Annotated in this window: 14 protein-coding genes; all 14 read right to left on the bottom strand. The window is 58.0% G+C overall.

The annotated features are described in order from the left end of the window. Positions 1 to 27: 27 nt before the first annotated feature. Positions 28 to 885, bottom strand: coding sequence for a cache domain-containing protein (locus tag FIV39_RS14710; protein ID WP_020300768.1), 858 nt, complete (start codon positions 883 to 885; stop codon positions 28 to 30). Continuing rightward, on the bottom strand, positions 882 to 1,766 hold the full coding sequence (panC, locus tag FIV39_RS14705; protein ID WP_032904506.1) for a pantoate--beta-alanine ligase: 885 nt from the start codon (positions 1,764 to 1,766) through the stop codon (positions 882 to 884). The genes FIV39_RS14710 and panC overlap by 4 nt, the downstream gene beginning before the upstream one ends. A 4-nt stretch (positions 1,767 to 1,770) precedes the next feature. Further along, positions 1,771 to 2,322, bottom strand: coding sequence for a glutathione peroxidase (locus FIV39_RS14700; RefSeq protein WP_020300770.1), 552 nt, complete (start codon positions 2,320 to 2,322; stop codon positions 1,771 to 1,773). A gap of 24 nt (positions 2,323 to 2,346) precedes the next feature. Then, positions 2,347 to 3,471 (bottom strand): acyl-CoA dehydrogenase family protein, encoded by a 1,125-nt coding sequence (locus tag FIV39_RS14695; protein ID WP_020300771.1) that lies wholly within the window; start codon positions 3,469 to 3,471, stop codon positions 2,347 to 2,349. A 42-nt stretch (positions 3,472 to 3,513) separates the two neighbouring features. Then, on the bottom strand, positions 3,514 to 4,314 hold the full coding sequence (locus tag FIV39_RS14690; protein WP_090406375.1) for a crotonase/enoyl-CoA hydratase family protein: 801 nt from the start codon (positions 4,312 to 4,314) through the stop codon (positions 3,514 to 3,516). Beyond that, positions 4,311 to 5,384, bottom strand: coding sequence for an acyl-CoA dehydrogenase family protein (locus FIV39_RS14685; RefSeq protein ID WP_020300773.1), 1,074 nt, complete (start codon positions 5,382 to 5,384; stop codon positions 4,311 to 4,313). Before FIV39_RS14685 ends, FIV39_RS14690 begins: the two co-directional genes overlap by 4 nt. Then, positions 5,384 to 6,532, bottom strand: a complete 1,149-nt coding sequence (locus FIV39_RS14680) for an acyl-CoA dehydrogenase family protein (protein ID WP_020300774.1) — start codon at positions 6,530 to 6,532, stop codon at positions 5,384 to 5,386. Before FIV39_RS14680 ends, FIV39_RS14685 begins: the two co-directional genes overlap by 1 nt. A gap of 110 nt (positions 6,533 to 6,642) precedes the next feature. Further along, complete coding sequence (locus tag FIV39_RS14675; protein WP_020300775.1) at positions 6,643 to 7,950, bottom strand: amidohydrolase family protein; 1,308 nt, start codon at positions 7,948 to 7,950, stop codon at positions 6,643 to 6,645. A gap of 113 nt (positions 7,951 to 8,063) precedes the next feature. Then, the gene (locus FIV39_RS14670) at positions 8,064 to 9,341 is read right to left on the bottom strand and encodes a cytochrome P450 (protein ID WP_020300776.1); all 1,278 of its coding nucleotides are present in this window, start codon (positions 9,339 to 9,341) and stop codon (positions 8,064 to 8,066) included. A 139-nt stretch (positions 9,342 to 9,480) separates the two neighbouring features. Next, the gene (locus FIV39_RS14665; RefSeq protein WP_020300777.1) at positions 9,481 to 9,984 is read right to left on the bottom strand and encodes a carboxymuconolactone decarboxylase family protein; all 504 of its coding nucleotides are present in this window, start codon (positions 9,982 to 9,984) and stop codon (positions 9,481 to 9,483) included. 1 nt (position 9,985) lies between these two features. Further along, positions 9,986 to 11,161, bottom strand: a complete 1,176-nt coding sequence (locus tag FIV39_RS14660; RefSeq protein WP_020300778.1) for a thiolase family protein — start codon at positions 11,159 to 11,161, stop codon at positions 9,986 to 9,988. After that, entirely contained in the window at positions 11,158 to 12,060 is a 903-nt protein-coding gene (locus FIV39_RS14655) for a 3-hydroxyacyl-CoA dehydrogenase (protein WP_020300779.1), read from the bottom strand. Before FIV39_RS14655 ends, FIV39_RS14660 begins: the two co-directional genes overlap by 4 nt. A gap of 13 nt (positions 12,061 to 12,073) precedes the next feature. Further along, positions 12,074 to 12,925 carry a fumarylacetoacetate hydrolase family protein gene (locus FIV39_RS14650; RefSeq protein WP_020300780.1) on the bottom strand — a complete coding sequence of 284 codons (852 nt, stop codon included), beginning with the start codon at positions 12,923 to 12,925 and terminating at the stop codon, positions 12,074 to 12,076. After that, the gene (locus FIV39_RS14645; RefSeq protein ID WP_020300781.1) at positions 12,925 to 13,989 is read right to left on the bottom strand and encodes an amidohydrolase family protein; all 1,065 of its coding nucleotides are present in this window, start codon (positions 13,987 to 13,989) and stop codon (positions 12,925 to 12,927) included. Before FIV39_RS14645 ends, FIV39_RS14650 begins: the two co-directional genes overlap by 1 nt. Between the last annotated feature and the right edge of the window lie 173 nt (positions 13,990 to 14,162).

The raw sequence follows: 14,162 nt of genomic DNA, 5'->3' as shown, positions 1-14,162 counted from the left end.
AGTGGGTTCCTGTTGTTCCTGCCTTGATCATTTGATTGCATAGCAGCCCACGGCCACGACGTATCCATTAACCCGCTGCAGAAAAGTCCTCTTGTATTCGTTCTGCCCGGTCATAGGGTTGCGCCATTGATAGGTGATCTCGCCTGCTTCATGCGCGTTCATCTGCTTGAGTATGTCCTCGCCAATCGGCTTGCCGTCGGTTGAGCGCAATGACTTGAAGTCGGTGCCGATCAGCCGGGGCGAAAAGCCGTGAGCGACGAACCGCTTGGTTTTCAGGTCCACCACAAAGGCGTAAAGATCATCCTGGGTAAGCTGCTTATCGTGCTGATTAATGAGCTCGACGGTGGTTTTCGCGTTGCTGGCAACTTGCTCGGAAATCTGGCGCAGCAGCTGTTGTGCCTGCTCGGGGCTGGACCGTGGCATGTAGTAACCCACGGAGATCACCCGATCTTTCACTCGTTGATAGAACACGCGCTTACGCTCGACCTTGCCGTGTTGCCAGTTCCACCAGCGGTATTCGGCGCTACGCACGATGCCGTCTTCTGGCTGCGAAATGGCTTGTTGTAATGCAGCCTTGAGGTCGTCGTCCAGCACACTGACCACCGGTTTTCCGACCAGTGAAACCGAAGGCCCACCGCTGGCAAGCATCACACCGGAGGTATCGACCACGTAGATGTACAGCTCACCATCGACATAGGCTCCCTGCCGGCTGAACTCGGCCATAGCGGTGTCGCCCTTGGCTTTGTATTCGGCGACAGCTTTTACCAGCAAGGCGTTGGCACGCTGGGTGTCGGCACCATAGGCATCCACTGGCGCTTGTTGAGCCATGCCGACAAGAGAGACAAGGCACAGGCCAAGAACAGTGAACGCTCGATAAAGGCTCATTGGTGTTGTTCCTCTGGTGATCTTTTTGATGTCCGAAATTCCACTGTCAGATTGTCAATGAGCCGCGTTTTGCCGATGCGCGCCGCCACCAGAATCACAAAGTGAGTATCGGTGCTTGTCAGAGGTTTTAAATCCTGGGCATTCCTGACTTCAAAGTATTCCAGCTGAAAACCGGCGTCGCTTATACGTTGATGACATTCAATCAACTGGCGCTCATCCACCCGCCTCTCAATCTGGATACTCGCCGCCATTTGCTTCAAACAAGCGTAAAGGACGGGGGCTACCGAACGCTCATGGTCACTCAGATAGCCGTTGCGCGACGATAATGCCAAGCCGTCCGCGGCCCGGATCGTCGGTGCACCGACAACGTCAGTCACCATATTGAGATCCCTGACCATCGAGCGGATGACTGCCAGCTGCTGATAGTCCTTTTCCCCGAAAACCGCCACGTCTGGCTGAACGATGTTCAGCAACTTGGCAACGACAGTGGCCATCCCGTCAAAGTGACCAGGGCGTGCTGCACCGCAAAGACCATCAGACACGTTCGGCACACTGACGATGGCCTGATTGAGCATTCCATCTGGATAGATCTGTTCGACAGCAGGGGCAAACAGCGCATCACACCCGGCGTTGACCAGTCTTTCGCGATCGGCGTCGGGGGTCCGAGGATAGTTGGCCAGATCCTCATTCGCCCCGAACTGGAGTGGATTGACGAAGATGCTGGCGACCACAAAGTCGGCTCGCTGCTTTGCGCAATGAATCAGGGCGATATGACCGTCATGCAAGTTGCCCATTGTCGGCACCAGCGCGACTTTCTTGTTTTCACCTCGTGCACGCGCCACGAGCGCACGAAGCGCGCTAACCGTATCGACTGTCAGCACCACTTCACGCCTCTTGGACTAATTGAGCTTCGATTGCTTCAAGCAAACGAGGATCATCAGCCGCAATGTCCGGAGCAAAACGAGCAACGACCGTGCCCTGCCGATCAATCAGAAACTTTTCGAAGTTCCAGAGTACGTCCGTTGTGTTGTCTGACTCGATTCCATAACCCTGCAGACGCTCCCGAAAAGGGCCCTCACCCGTCGTTTCGAGTTGTGCGGCAGTCAGCTCGGCGTAGAGAGGATGCTGGTCCGCGCCGACAACCGATATTTTCGAGAACAACGGAAAGTGAATGTCATAGTTCACTGAACAGAACTCAACGATTTCCACATCGCTACCCGGTTCTTGTTCCTTGAAGTTGTTGGCGGGGAAACCCAGTATTTCCAGGCCTTGGGATTTTTTGTCTTGGTACAGTTTTTCCAAACCCTCGTATTGCGGGGTAAGCCCGCATTTTGAAGCGACGTTGACCACCAGCAGAACTTTGCCCCGATAGTCGCCAAGGGTGCGGACGCTTCCATCGATCTGCTTCAGCGAAATGTCGTAAAGGGAGTTACTCATCAGTTTGCCTCATGCAGTTGTGCTTCAAAGAGTACGGCCGATGATTTCTTTCATGATTTCCGAGGTGCCGCCATAGATGCGCGCGACCCGGGCGTCGACCCAGGCGCGGCTGATCTTGTATTCACTCATGAAGCCGTAGCCGCCATGTAATTGCAGGAATTCGTCAAGCAGCTTGCCCTGCATTTCCGATCCCAGCAGTTTGGCCATTGCCGCGATTTCCGGCGTCAGTTCACCGCGCATCACTTTGGCCAGGCAGTCGTCGACGAACACCCGCAACATGGTGGCCTGGGCCTTGGCTTCAGCGAGTTTGAAGCGGGTGTTCTGGAAGTCGAGTACCGGTTTTCCGAAGACCTTGCGCTCCCGGGTGTAGCCGATGGTTTCTTCCAGCAGCGTGTCGATGGATTGCGCGGCACGAATCGCGATGATCAGGCGTTCCCAAGCCAATTGATGAGTCAGGTATTTGAATCCCATGCCCTCCTCACCCAATCGATTGCCGACGGGCACCCGGACTTCATCAAAAAACAATTCGGCGGTGTCTTGCCCTTTCAGGCCAATCTTTTCCAGCAGACGCCCCTTGGCGAAGCCGGCTCGGTCTTCCTCAACGCAGATCAGGGTCAGTTCTTTGGCCGAAGGGTCAATCTTGGTGGCAGTGACCACAAGGCCAGCATTACCGCCGTTAGTGATGAAAGTCTTCTGACCGTTGACGATGTAGTCGTCACCATCACGCCGCGCCGAAGTACGCATGGCTCGCAGGTCGCTACCAATGCCTGGTTCGCTCATGGCAATCACGCCAATCAATTCACCGCTGACCATGCGCGGCAGCCATTGCTGCTTTTGCTCTTCGCTGCCATAGGCAACGATGTAAGGGGTGACGATTTCCGAGTGAGTGGTGAAACCTACGGCGGTGGCGTTGGCTCGCGCCAGCTCTTCGATCATCACCGCCGAGTGACCGAAGTCGCCTCCGGGGCCACCGTATTCTTCGGGCACCGTGGAGCATAACAAGCCGTTCTCACCGGCCTTGAGCCAGACTTCCTTGGGAACGATGCCGTTCTTTTCCCACTCATGCAGGTAGGGCACAATTTCGCGGTCGACGAAACGGCGGGCCTGATCACGGAACATGTTGTGGTCTTCTCGAAATACGCCACGCATTTTGCTTACTCCAGATCGATTCTTGTATTGGGCGATGGGTAATCAGCGGTCCTGGTAATTGGGATCACGCTTGTCGACAAAAGCCGCTACCGCTTCCTGATGGTCTTCGGTGTGATGTGCCAGCGCCTGATACGCCGCCGACAATTCCAGCAGCGAATCGAGGCGCATATGTTGGCCTTCGCGCAGCAGACGCTTGCACAGGCGCAACGCATGACCGGGATTACTGGCGATTCGCCGCGCGAGCGCCTGCGCTTTCGATTGCAGCGTTTCGTGGGTGCAGACTTGCTCGACCAGGCCCCATTCCAGCGCCTTGGCTGCATCGATAGCGTCACCGGTAAACGCCATCAAACTGGCTTTCGGGATACCAATGATGCGCGGCAACAGCCAGGCGCCGCCGTCACCAGGAACAATGCCCAGGCGCACGAAACTCTCGGCGAAGATCGCCTTGGGCGCCGCCAGCCGGATATCGCACATACAGGCAAGATCGAGGCCCGCACCCATTGCCGGGCCGTTAACTGCGGCGATCACTGGGATATCAAGCTCATAAATCGCCAGGGGAATACGCTGAATACCATCACGGTAGGTATTGCGCAGTTCATACGGCGAGCCGGCGAAAATGCCGCCGCGCTCGTGCATGTCCTTGACGTTGCCACCGGCACAAAAAGCGCTGCCATTGCCAGTGAGCACCATGACCCGCACCGACATATCACGGCGCAGCTCGGCGCAGAGATCGACAAACTCCTGAATCTGCTCACGCGTCGTCAGGGCATTGCGGGTATCGGGATGGTTCATGCGCACGGTGACGATGCCGCCCTCACGCTCAATCTGAAGAAACGGGCTCATACCGGATTACTCGCGAGACGGGTTAAGGGTTGTTGGCCATGGCTGGTGAGCAACGGCCAGTATCCATCACTGCCGCCCAGGCATATCTGAGTGCCTAGACGCTGACTCCAAAGGGAGGCCGAGCCGAATTCACTGCGCCACGCCCACAACCGACGGGTGAGCAGATGCAGCGGATATTCCTCGGTAAAGCCAATGGCACCATGCACTGAATGGGCGATGCTGGCGCCGACGCTTGCGGCTTCTGCGGTGCTGATTTTTGCCGCGGCAATGGTCAGCGCGGCGAGCCCCGCACTGGATTCCGTGAAGGCCGCCTCGGCCGCGATGCCGGCGGCGGCAGCCTGCTCAGCGAATACTGCGAGCTGTTGTTGAATGGCTTGAAAAGAACCGATTGCCTTGCCGAACTGCTTGCGTTCACTGGCATAGTTGGCGGTCATGTCCAGTAGCGCGTGCAACGCCCCGGCGGACTGCGCCGCGCGCAGCATCGCGCCGCCCAATTCCAGGACATTGGCGTCGAGCCCGCTGGGCAACGGTGCTTGCGCCAATACCTTGGCACTAGTGAAACCCAAATCATCGCGCGGTTCGCCCGCCACATTCAGACTCAACGTCAGTTCGCTTGCAGCGCTACGCGGCAGCAGCACCACATGCGCAACACCGGCTGGGCTATTGGCGATGGCGACGACCGCTTCAACGTTGCGCCCCCAAGGGACCGAGCAGGCGGTGCCATAAACGCGCTCGCCATCAAGCACCAGATCGGAATTGGCGGCCACGCTGATTGCACCCGCCCTTCCCTCCAGGCCGGCCTTGCTCAGCAGCCAGTTGCCGAGCAAGGCCTCACCCAGTGGCGCGGGCACTGAAAAGCGCCCGGCGGCACGGACCAACACATACATATCGGCCCAACTGGCTTCAGCGCCGCCCAGCGCTTCGGATACACCCGCCAGGGTGAAGCCCGACTCGTCCAGCGCGGCCCACAACTCGGCCGGCCATTCGCCGCCTTCACAGCCCATCACGTAAGCCGGCGTCGCCAGATCGGCAAACAGGCGTTCAATCGTCGCTTCGAATATCTCGCGCATTATCGCAACCCCAGGCCGCGGGCAATGATGCCGCGCAGAATTTCGCGAGTGCCCCCGCGCAGTGAGAATGAGGGCGCCATCTGTGTCAGGTAGGCCAGCACGCGTGCATGCTCGCTGCCGCCGTCCTGCCGTGGCTCGGTTTCCAGCAACAGCTGGGCTACCTCGGGGATTTCCTGCTCAAAAGCATTGCCAAGGTCTTTCACACAGGAGGCCGCCCAGGCTGGATGTTCACCCGCCGCCAACTGTGCCGTGACCGACAACGACATATTGCGCAGCGTCAGCAGCTTGGCCGACAGCCGTCCGATCTCCCGCGCTTGTAGTGCGTCAGGGGTCTTGCCCACTGCGTCGATCAGTGTTTTCAACAACGCCATGCAACTGAGGAAACGTTCAGGGCCGCTGCGTTCGAAGGCCAGTTCAGCGGTCACCTGATCCCAACCCTTGCCCTCAGTGCCAATCAAGGCATCGGCGGGCAGCCGCACATTGTCGAAAAACACTTCGTTGAAGTGCTCGCCACCGGCCAGGTCGCGAATCGGGCGGATGGTGATGCCGGGCAGGCTAAGGTCGACGATGAATTGCGACATGCCCTCATGCCGGGCCGCTTGTTTCTCACTGGTACGCACCAGGGCAATCATGTACTGCGAATGGTGCGCGTTGGTGGTCCAGACCTTCTGGCCATTGACTAGCCAGCTATCGCCATCACGCACAGCAGTGCTTTTGATCGAAGCCAGGTCCGAGCCGGAATTGGGCTCGCTCATGCCGATGCAGAAGTAACTTTCACCCCGGCAAATGGCTGGCAGGTAGTGCTGTTTTTGTTGCTCGGTACCGAAGCGATTGATCAGCGGCCCGCTTTGCCGGTCGGCGATCCAGTGGGCCGATACCGGCGCACCGGAGGCCAGCAATTCTTCAATGATCACGTAGCGTGCAAAAGGACCCGCCTCGCCACCGCCGTAGGCTGTGGGCAAGGCCATGCCGACCCAGCCTCGCGCGCCGAGTTTCTTGCTGAATTCCGCGTCGAAGCCCATCCAGGACTGCGCACTCAAGGTAGGTGGGTAATCGGCCAGTGTGTCGAGAATGAACGCCCGCACTTCGGTGCGAAGCGCTTCCGCCTCGGGAGGAATATTGCTGTAGGAAAATTGACTGATGGCCATATGCGCTCTCTAACGCTGAACACAGGCGCAATCGCTTCGAACGAAGCGACCACAGAACGGCAACCGCTCCACAGTCGCCGTTGGCCGGCGACTGTAGGAACAGCGGCAACTTACAACGCGGTTTGCGCGTCAGCCTCGGCGAACATCGCATTGATGTCGCCGGAGGTCACCGGCTTGTTGTCGTGGCGACCGTGATCGGCACCACCCAAGCCCAGGGCTGGCTCGATGCTGACGTGCGTGGCCTGAGCCCGTAGCGCGCCGACCGTGCAGTTTTCCCGACCATGGATGGAGAACGGATCAAAGGAAAACTCACGCATGGCGTTCAGGTGAGTGACCTTGTCGATCATCTCCTTGGGCAGGTGCTGCAACCCTTCCCAAGCGGTCTCCGGCGAGTTCGGCCAGGTGCAGTCGGAGTGCGGGTAATCGCTTTCCCACGTGACCATCTCGGCGTTCAAGTAATCGAGGTTCTTCAGGCCAAAATTATCTTCGATGAAGCAGGTGATGAAGTGCTTGTTGAAGATGTCGCTAGGCATCTTCCCGTCGAAGTTGGAATTGGTCCACGCGTTATGGTGACGGTGGGTGAAGTCAGCACGCTCCAGCAAATAAGGAATCCAGCCGATGCCGCCTTCGGAAAGCGCCATGCGCAGATCCGGGAATTTCTTCCACATCGGCGCCCAGATCCAGTCAGCGGCGGAGTTGGCGATGGAAATCGGCATGGAGGTGATCCAGGCGTCGATAGGCGACAAATCCGAAGCGTGTTGAGCTTTCACGCCGGTACCGATATGACAGCAGATCACCACCTTGTTATCGCTGCAGGCTTTCCACAGCGGGTCCCAGTAATCACTGTGGATCGACGGGTAGCCATGAATGGCCGGGTTGTCCGACAGCGAAAGCGCGTGCACGCCCTGTTTGGCCAGACGCTCGACTTCGGCAGCAGCGGCTTTCATGTCCCACCACGGCACGATCATCAGCGGAATGAAGCGGCCTGGCGCAGCGTTGCACCAGTCGTGCAAATGCCAGTCGTTGTAGGCCTGGATGGCCGCCATCGACACGTCGCGATCAGCGTGTACCTGGAAACGTTGCCCGGCAAAGCCCGGGAAGGTGGGGAAGCACAATGAACCGAGCACGCCGTTGGCGTTCATGTCGTCGACGCGGTCCTTGATGTTCCAGGTGCCACGGCGCATTTGCTCGTAGCCCAGCGGCTCCATGCCGTATTCCTCTTTTGGTCGACCGACCACGGAATTGAGGCCCATGTAGCCAGTGGCCTGTTCCTCGAAGACCCACACATCACGATCACCCTTTTTGACCACATGCGGCTCACGACCCTTGAAGCGGGCAGGCATGTGGCGAGCAAAAGCATTCGGCGGCTCGATCGCGTGGTCATCGACACTGACAAGAATCAGATCTTCAACTTTCATTGTTTTCCCCTTCGCATTCGGGCTTGTTGTTGTGCCTGAATCATAGTGCACATCTCGACTTAATTAAACACATTTTTTGAATGTGTTCATATTAAATCAAATGCATCCCCCCATCACTCCCACAGCACGTGCAGATAGTGCGGACCGCGCAGCTGTGCGCCGACGATCTGCGGCCCGGGTTTGTCAGGGTCGAGACGGATGTTGGGCATCAGATCGAGGATCGCATTCAGTGCGCAGTTGATCTCGGTTTTGGCCACGAATTGACCGATACACATGTGTGGGCCAAAGCCAAAACCAAACGAAGGTTTGGGCTTGCGGTCGATGTCGAATTTATCGGCGTTTTCGAATGCATCTTCGTCGCGATTGGCTGAGGTCACGATGCATTGCACCATTGCCCCTTTGGGGATGGCTACACCGCGAATCTCCAGGTCCTTGGCGGCCTGACGCACCTTGAAAGTGGCCACAGGCTCGAAGCGCACCGCTTCGTCGATGGCCTTGTTTACAAGGCTTCGGTCATTACGCACCCGCTCCAGCACATCCGGATTTTGCAGCAGCAACGACATCAAGGTACCGAAGGTGCGAGTCGTGGTTTCGCTGGCAGCCGGGAGCAGTGAGCGTACAAAAGTGGCGATTTCATGATCGTCCAGCGACCGTCCTTGATACTCCGCGTTGATCAGCCGGCTGATCAGGTCATCGCCCGATGCGCCCTCAGCGCGACGCTCGGACACCACCACTTTCACCACATCGTATAGAGCCTGAGCGGCCTGCATGGCGGCGCCGCGGGCCGCGGCGGCTTTTTCCGGATCGACTTGCGGGCCCGCCAGGATGGCCAGCGCCCAGGCCGCGTACTGCTCGATCTGCTCGGGACGATCCTCGGGAAAGCCGATCAACGAGTAAATCACCCGGATCGGAAAATACAGGGCAAAGTCCATCAGGTCGGCGCCCTTGGCCGGCACCATCGGCTTGAGATACTCCTCGCGAATCACCCGATCGATCTTGGTTTCCTTCCAGCGATTCACCGTCTCGGGCATGAATACCGGTTGCAGCAGGTTACGGATGTTCTTGTGAGCATCCCCGTCCATTGCGGTAAGGATCAAACCATCGAAAAACGCCCCCAGCCCCTCGGCGATAAAACCGCTGGTAAAGGTGCCGGCGTCACGCATGACCGCCATGACATCGTCGTATTTGAACAGTGTGAAGGTCGGCCGGCTGGCATCCAGGCCGGCAATCGACGGCACGCCCAGACTCGCCATGAAGTTGCCTTGCAGCACAGGCGAATTGGCGCGCATATCGCGGTAGGTCGCGTGCAGGTCGATATCGCTGGTACCGCGATAATTACTGGCTACATCGGTGAAAGCCTTCGTCAGGTCGTTCTGTGCCGGTGTGGACATGATCGTCTCCGCTATTTTTGTCATTATTTTTTGTCAGGCAGCTGCTGAAGGCCATACCTTCCGACTGATAATAGGCCTGACTAGATATGTATTGGACACTTATTAATATTTCGATCAACTATTTGTGCTGCGAGACGTGTCAGTAGGCCTGCTGCACCAGTGTCATGCGGCCACCCGCCAACATCAGGGCGCAGTACAGCCCCAGCTCTGCCACCTGGGCGTCAGAGAAAAACTCCCCGAGTCGCAAGAAATGCGTGTCGTCGATCTCCAGGTAATCGCTGGCAAACAATTCGGCATAACGCAACGCGGCACGTTCGACTGGCGTGAAGGACTCACTGTCTGTGGCCATGCACGCAATATCCTCTTCCGTCACTGCGTCGGACTTGCGCGCCAGTTGGCAGGCCTGGCAAGTGGTGATGCTGGCGATTTTCAGCCGCACCAACTCGCGCAAACGCTCATCAAGCAGGCTGTCGCTGTGCAGGCTCTCCATCAAACCCAGCCAGGCCAGGGCTACCTTGGGTCGGTGAGCCCAGACCTGCACCGGCGTCGTTGAACTGAGCATGCGACTGCGCTGGCCCCGCTCTACCGCGTCTTGCAACGCAGACGGCATGGCATCCAGCGGGATCAGCGGTAGGCGTGCCATCTCAATCGAGCCGTTCGATGATGGTCGCCGTGCCCATACCGCCGGCGCAGCAAATGGCTTGCAAGCCAAAACGCCCGCCTCGGCGTTCAAGCTCGTTCAACAACGTGGTCATCAATCGTGCACCACTGGCGCCCAATGGATGACCGAGGGCAATGGCGCCACCATTGACGTTCAACTTGTCGTGCGGCACACCTGTCTCCTGCATCCAGGCTAGCGGCACCGAGGCAAACGCTTCATTGACCTCGAACAAGTCGATGTCGTTGATGTTCAGCCCAGCCTGGCTCAACACCTTTTGAGTGGCAGCAATCGGGCCGGTGAGCATTAATGTCGGATCGGAACCGACGGTTGTGAACGCCACAATCCGCGCTCGAGCCCTGAGCCCGAGTTTTTTCGCGGTTTCGGCACTCATCAACAGCAATGCCGCTGCTCCGTCGGAGATCTGTGACGAGTTACCAGCAGTGATGCGGCCGGTATCCGGACGAAAACTGGTTTTAAGCGTCGACAGCTTTTCCCGCGAAGTATCACGACGAATGGTTTCATCGTGGCGCAACACAACAGCTGGCTCCGTCAGCACCTGCTCACGTAGCTCCTCGACCGCAACCGGCACTATTTCATTATCGAAATAACCGGCATCGGACGCCGCGGCAGCGCGCTGATGGCTGGCAAAAGCGAAATCATCTAGCGCATCGCGACTGAGCGCCCACTTGTCGGCGATACGCTCAGCAGCCTCGCCCTGACTGGTCAGTTCATAGCGTTGCGCTGCCATCCAGCCAAACGCCTCGCCGTGGATTTCACGGTTACTGCCCATGGGCACGCGGCTCATGTTTTCCGCGCCACCCGCCACCACGATATCAGCGGAACCCGCCGCGATAGCACCAACGGCCAAATGCACGGCCACTTCGCCCGAACCACATTTACGGTCGATGGTCAGCCCCGGCACGCTGACCGGCCAACCGGCGCCGAGCAAGGCCGTGCGGGCAATGTTGGCGGACTGTTCGCCAATTTGCGTGACATTGCCAAATATCACATCGTCGACCAACGTCGGCGACACATCGACCCGTTCCAGCAAGTGACTGAGCACCAGCGACCCGAGGTGATCGGCGCGCACGCCGGCCAGGCTGCCACGGAACTTGCCGATTGGCGTGCGTACCGCATCAACTATGACGATGTCTTTCATAACGCACTCGCCTTGAGCCCTGAACCCGGTACTTGTTTACCGTCTTCGTAGCGGTAAACCCCCTGCCCCGACTTGCGCCCAAATCGTCCGGCAGCGACCATTTTGATGATCAGTGGGCAGGGCCGAAATTTTTCGCCCAAGGTCTGGTGCAGATAACGCAGAACAGACAGCCGCGTATCCCAACCGGTCAGGTCACCCAGTTCCAACGGGCCCATCGGATGGTTGAAACCCAGACGTAGTGCCGTGTCGATGTCTTCGGCGGTCGCGGTGCCTTCCTGCAGCATCCACATCGCCTCGTTGCCCAATAGTGCGGACATGCGGCTGGTGGTCAGTCCGGGCGATTCATTGACGATGATGGAGGTTTTGCCGATCTGATCGCACAGGTTGCGAGTGCGATTCACCACTTCATCACTGGTAGCCAACCCCCGCACGAGCTCCACCAGTTTCATTTTGTGCACAGGGTTGAAGAAGTGCATGCCGATCACGCGATCTGCACACTCCACTGACGCCGCAATTTCGGTCACGCTGAGGGCCGACGTATTGGTCGCGATAATCGCGTCCGGTGCCAGCAGTGGCGCCGCTTGCGTGAGCACCGCTTTCTTCACTGCCAACTGCTCGGAGACCGTCTCAACCAGCCAATTGGCGCCACTCGCTGCTTCAGTCAAGTCGCTGCAGGTCAGTAGATTGGCCAACGATTGCTGGGCTTTTTCTTCGCTGACTTTGCCCAGGCGCACGCCATCGGCAAGGATTTTTTCGATGCTCGTCCTGGCGTTTGTCAGGGAGGTGGCATTGGTATCGACCAACAGCGTACTGAAACCAGAGCTGGCGAACGCATGCGCAATACCGGTGCCCATCAGACCCGCACCGACGACGACTACTTTTTCTTTATTGGCGTTCATGTTTGGCTCTCGATTAGGCGCGGTTCTTTTTACTGACCACATTGCGCAACGTGCCAATGCCTTCGACGCTGGCTTCGACCACATCGCCTTCCTTGAGGAACAGACCGGTGCCCATCCCCACTCCCGCCGGCGAACCCGTGAACAACACATCGCCACAGGCAAAACTCGAGCGCTGCTGGACAAAGCGGATCAGATGATCAACACCCCAGGTCATTTCGCCGGTGGAGCCGTCCTGGCGCGTTTCACCATTTACTTTCAAGGTCAGGCGCAGCGTTGGTGACCCTTGCGGAAATTCATCCTTCGTGACGATCCAGGGACCCAGCCCGGTGGTCTGATCCTGGCTTTTGGCCGCGAACAGATCCATGCCAATACCCGCCGGCCCGCTACGCTGCAGGTCTCGCGCGCTGACGTCATTGCCAACGGTGTAACCGAGCACGCAAGCGAGCGGGTTTTCCAGGTCAATCTCGTCAGTACCGATGACCGCCACCAATTCAACTTCGTGATCGAGCTCCTCAGTCAACGGTGGAAAGCGGATCGGGTCATTGGCGCCAATCAGCGCGCCATAAGCCTTGAGAAAGGCGACTGGCTGGGACGGCGCACTCAATCCAAACTCCACCAAATGCTTGGCGTAATTGGCGCCTGCCACGACCACCCGGTTGACGGGTTCTATCGGTGGCAGCAGGCGCACTTTGGAGAGTGGCAGCGCAGGCCCGGCGAAACGCAACGAACTGATGCCGCGTCCGGCAGCCACGCCGGGCGCCCAATCCTTGAAATTGCCGGAAATCGGTGTCACCTGATCTTGGGCGACATCGACCACCGCCCAAAAAACGCCCGTTTCAAAATACTCACATCGCGCCAGTTTCATCAGGCACCTACCTTGCCCAACTTGGCAGGATCGATGTGCAGCAAGCGGCATGCGTTTTCATAGCGAATCTTGCGCAAGTCGGCGTCGGACAACTTCAGGCCATGGGTCAGGTCGTGACGCACGGCATCGCTACCGCCGAAGTTGCTGCCGTACAGCACATGGTCTGCACCGATGATATCGACCAAGGCTTGGCGCATCGGTACTTCATGCAGCTCAACGTCGAAGTAGAAGTTTTTCATGTACTCGAGCAGCGGCTTTTTGTTGTATTTGACGTCGAGGTTCTCGTTGGTCTTGGCCAGACGACCGAGTTGGTACGGGACATAGCCGCCGCCATGGGTGATGTACACCTTAAGGTCGGGGAAGCGATCCAGCACGCCGCCGCAAATCAGGTTCCAGAAACAACGGCTTTCGTCGTACTGCATACCCACGATCGCGGTAGTTTCGTAGCGGTCGTCGTTGGCGTTCTTGCCCCAGGTGACCGACTGGTTGTAGCCGTGAATAAACATCGGCAGATCCAGGTCACAGAGGGTTTTCCACACCACGTCGAGTTCCGGCGAATCGAACTCCAGGCCGCCGAAGTTGGCGCCGCCAGCAACCAGACCTTTAGCGCCCAGTACGGTGCAGGCGTAACGCAATTCAGCCGCCGCCGCTTCTGGCGCATTCAAAGGCACGTGAGCCCAGAACATCAAGCGATCAGGGGCCGCGGAGCAGTATTCCGCGAGTGTCTCGTTGACGGTGCGGGCGAAAGGTACGGCGAATTCGGCTTCGGTCCAGTACATGTAGCAGTGGGATGGGACGGAAACGACCTGCAAATTCTGTCCCGCTGCGTCCATGCCAGCCAAGCGTACTTTCGGATCAGCCCAGCGCGCAAAATACTCTTCAAGCTTGGGACCCTTGCCGGAGCGCACGGCAGCCTTACGCTCTGGCGACCCAAGACCGAGAATCCAGTCACCTACACGCAGCTTGATATCGCCATCGGCGTGCTGCTCGAAGAACGGCCCCCAGTGAGGGTGCTGGTTGTAATAGCCAGGGTGCGGTGCGTGGGCGTGAAGATCGATAAGCATGTTTAGGTACCTCGAAGTTGGCACTTTTTGTTGGTTATTTGCGCGGTGCCTTCACGCGGCCTGGATCAAATTGCCGCGAAAAGGGGAAGCCGACGGCTCACTGCTAAGACCAGAGCTTAAGATTAAATTGATCATAAATCAAAATACTGTTCAATTTATTTTATTGGCGCGCG

This window comes from Pseudomonas grimontii (assembly GCF_007858185.1).
Taxonomy (GTDB): domain Bacteria; phylum Pseudomonadota; class Gammaproteobacteria; order Pseudomonadales; family Pseudomonadaceae; genus Aquipseudomonas; species Aquipseudomonas grimontii.
The sequence above is the reverse complement of the archived record's forward strand: the minus strand, read 5'-3'. Positions and strand labels throughout refer to the sequence as shown.

Coding starts and splice junctions, on each gene's coding strand:
- FIV39_RS14710 (WP_020300768.1), bottom strand. CDS start 885: ATGAGCCTTTATCGAGCGTTCACTGTTCTTGGCCTGTGCCTTGTCTCT.
- FIV39_RS14700 (WP_020300770.1), bottom strand. CDS start 2,322: ATGAGTAACTCCCTTTACGACATTTCGCTGAAGCAGATCGATGGAAGC.
- FIV39_RS14695 (WP_020300771.1), bottom strand. CDS start 3,471: ATGCGTGGCGTATTTCGAGAAGACCACAACATGTTCCGTGATCAGGCC.
- FIV39_RS14690 (WP_090406375.1), bottom strand. CDS start 4,314: ATGAGCCCGTTTCTTCAGATTGAGCGTGAGGGCGGCATCGTCACCGTG.
- FIV39_RS14685 (WP_020300773.1), bottom strand. CDS start 5,384: ATGCGCGAGATATTCGAAGCGACGATTGAACGCCTGTTTGCCGATCTG.
- FIV39_RS14680 (WP_020300774.1), bottom strand. CDS start 6,532: ATGGCCATCAGTCAATTTTCCTACAGCAATATTCCTCCCGAGGCGGAA.
- FIV39_RS14675 (WP_020300775.1), bottom strand. CDS start 7,950: ATGAAAGTTGAAGATCTGATTCTTGTCAGTGTCGATGACCACGCGATC.
- FIV39_RS14670 (WP_020300776.1), bottom strand. CDS start 9,341: ATGTCCACACCGGCACAGAACGACCTGACGAAGGCTTTCACCGATGTA.
- FIV39_RS14665 (WP_020300777.1), bottom strand. CDS start 9,984: ATGGCACGCCTACCGCTGATCCCGCTGGATGCCATGCCGTCTGCGTTG.
- FIV39_RS14660 (WP_020300778.1), bottom strand. CDS start 11,161: ATGAAAGACATCGTCATAGTTGATGCGGTACGCACGCCAATCGGCAAG.
- FIV39_RS14655 (WP_020300779.1), bottom strand. CDS start 12,060: ATGAACGCCAATAAAGAAAAAGTAGTCGTCGTCGGTGCGGGTCTGATG.
- FIV39_RS14650 (WP_020300780.1), bottom strand. CDS start 12,925: ATGAAACTGGCGCGATGTGAGTATTTTGAAACGGGCGTTTTTTGGGCG.
- FIV39_RS14645 (WP_020300781.1), bottom strand. CDS start 13,989: ATGCTTATCGATCTTCACGCCCACGCACCGCACCCTGGCTATTACAAC.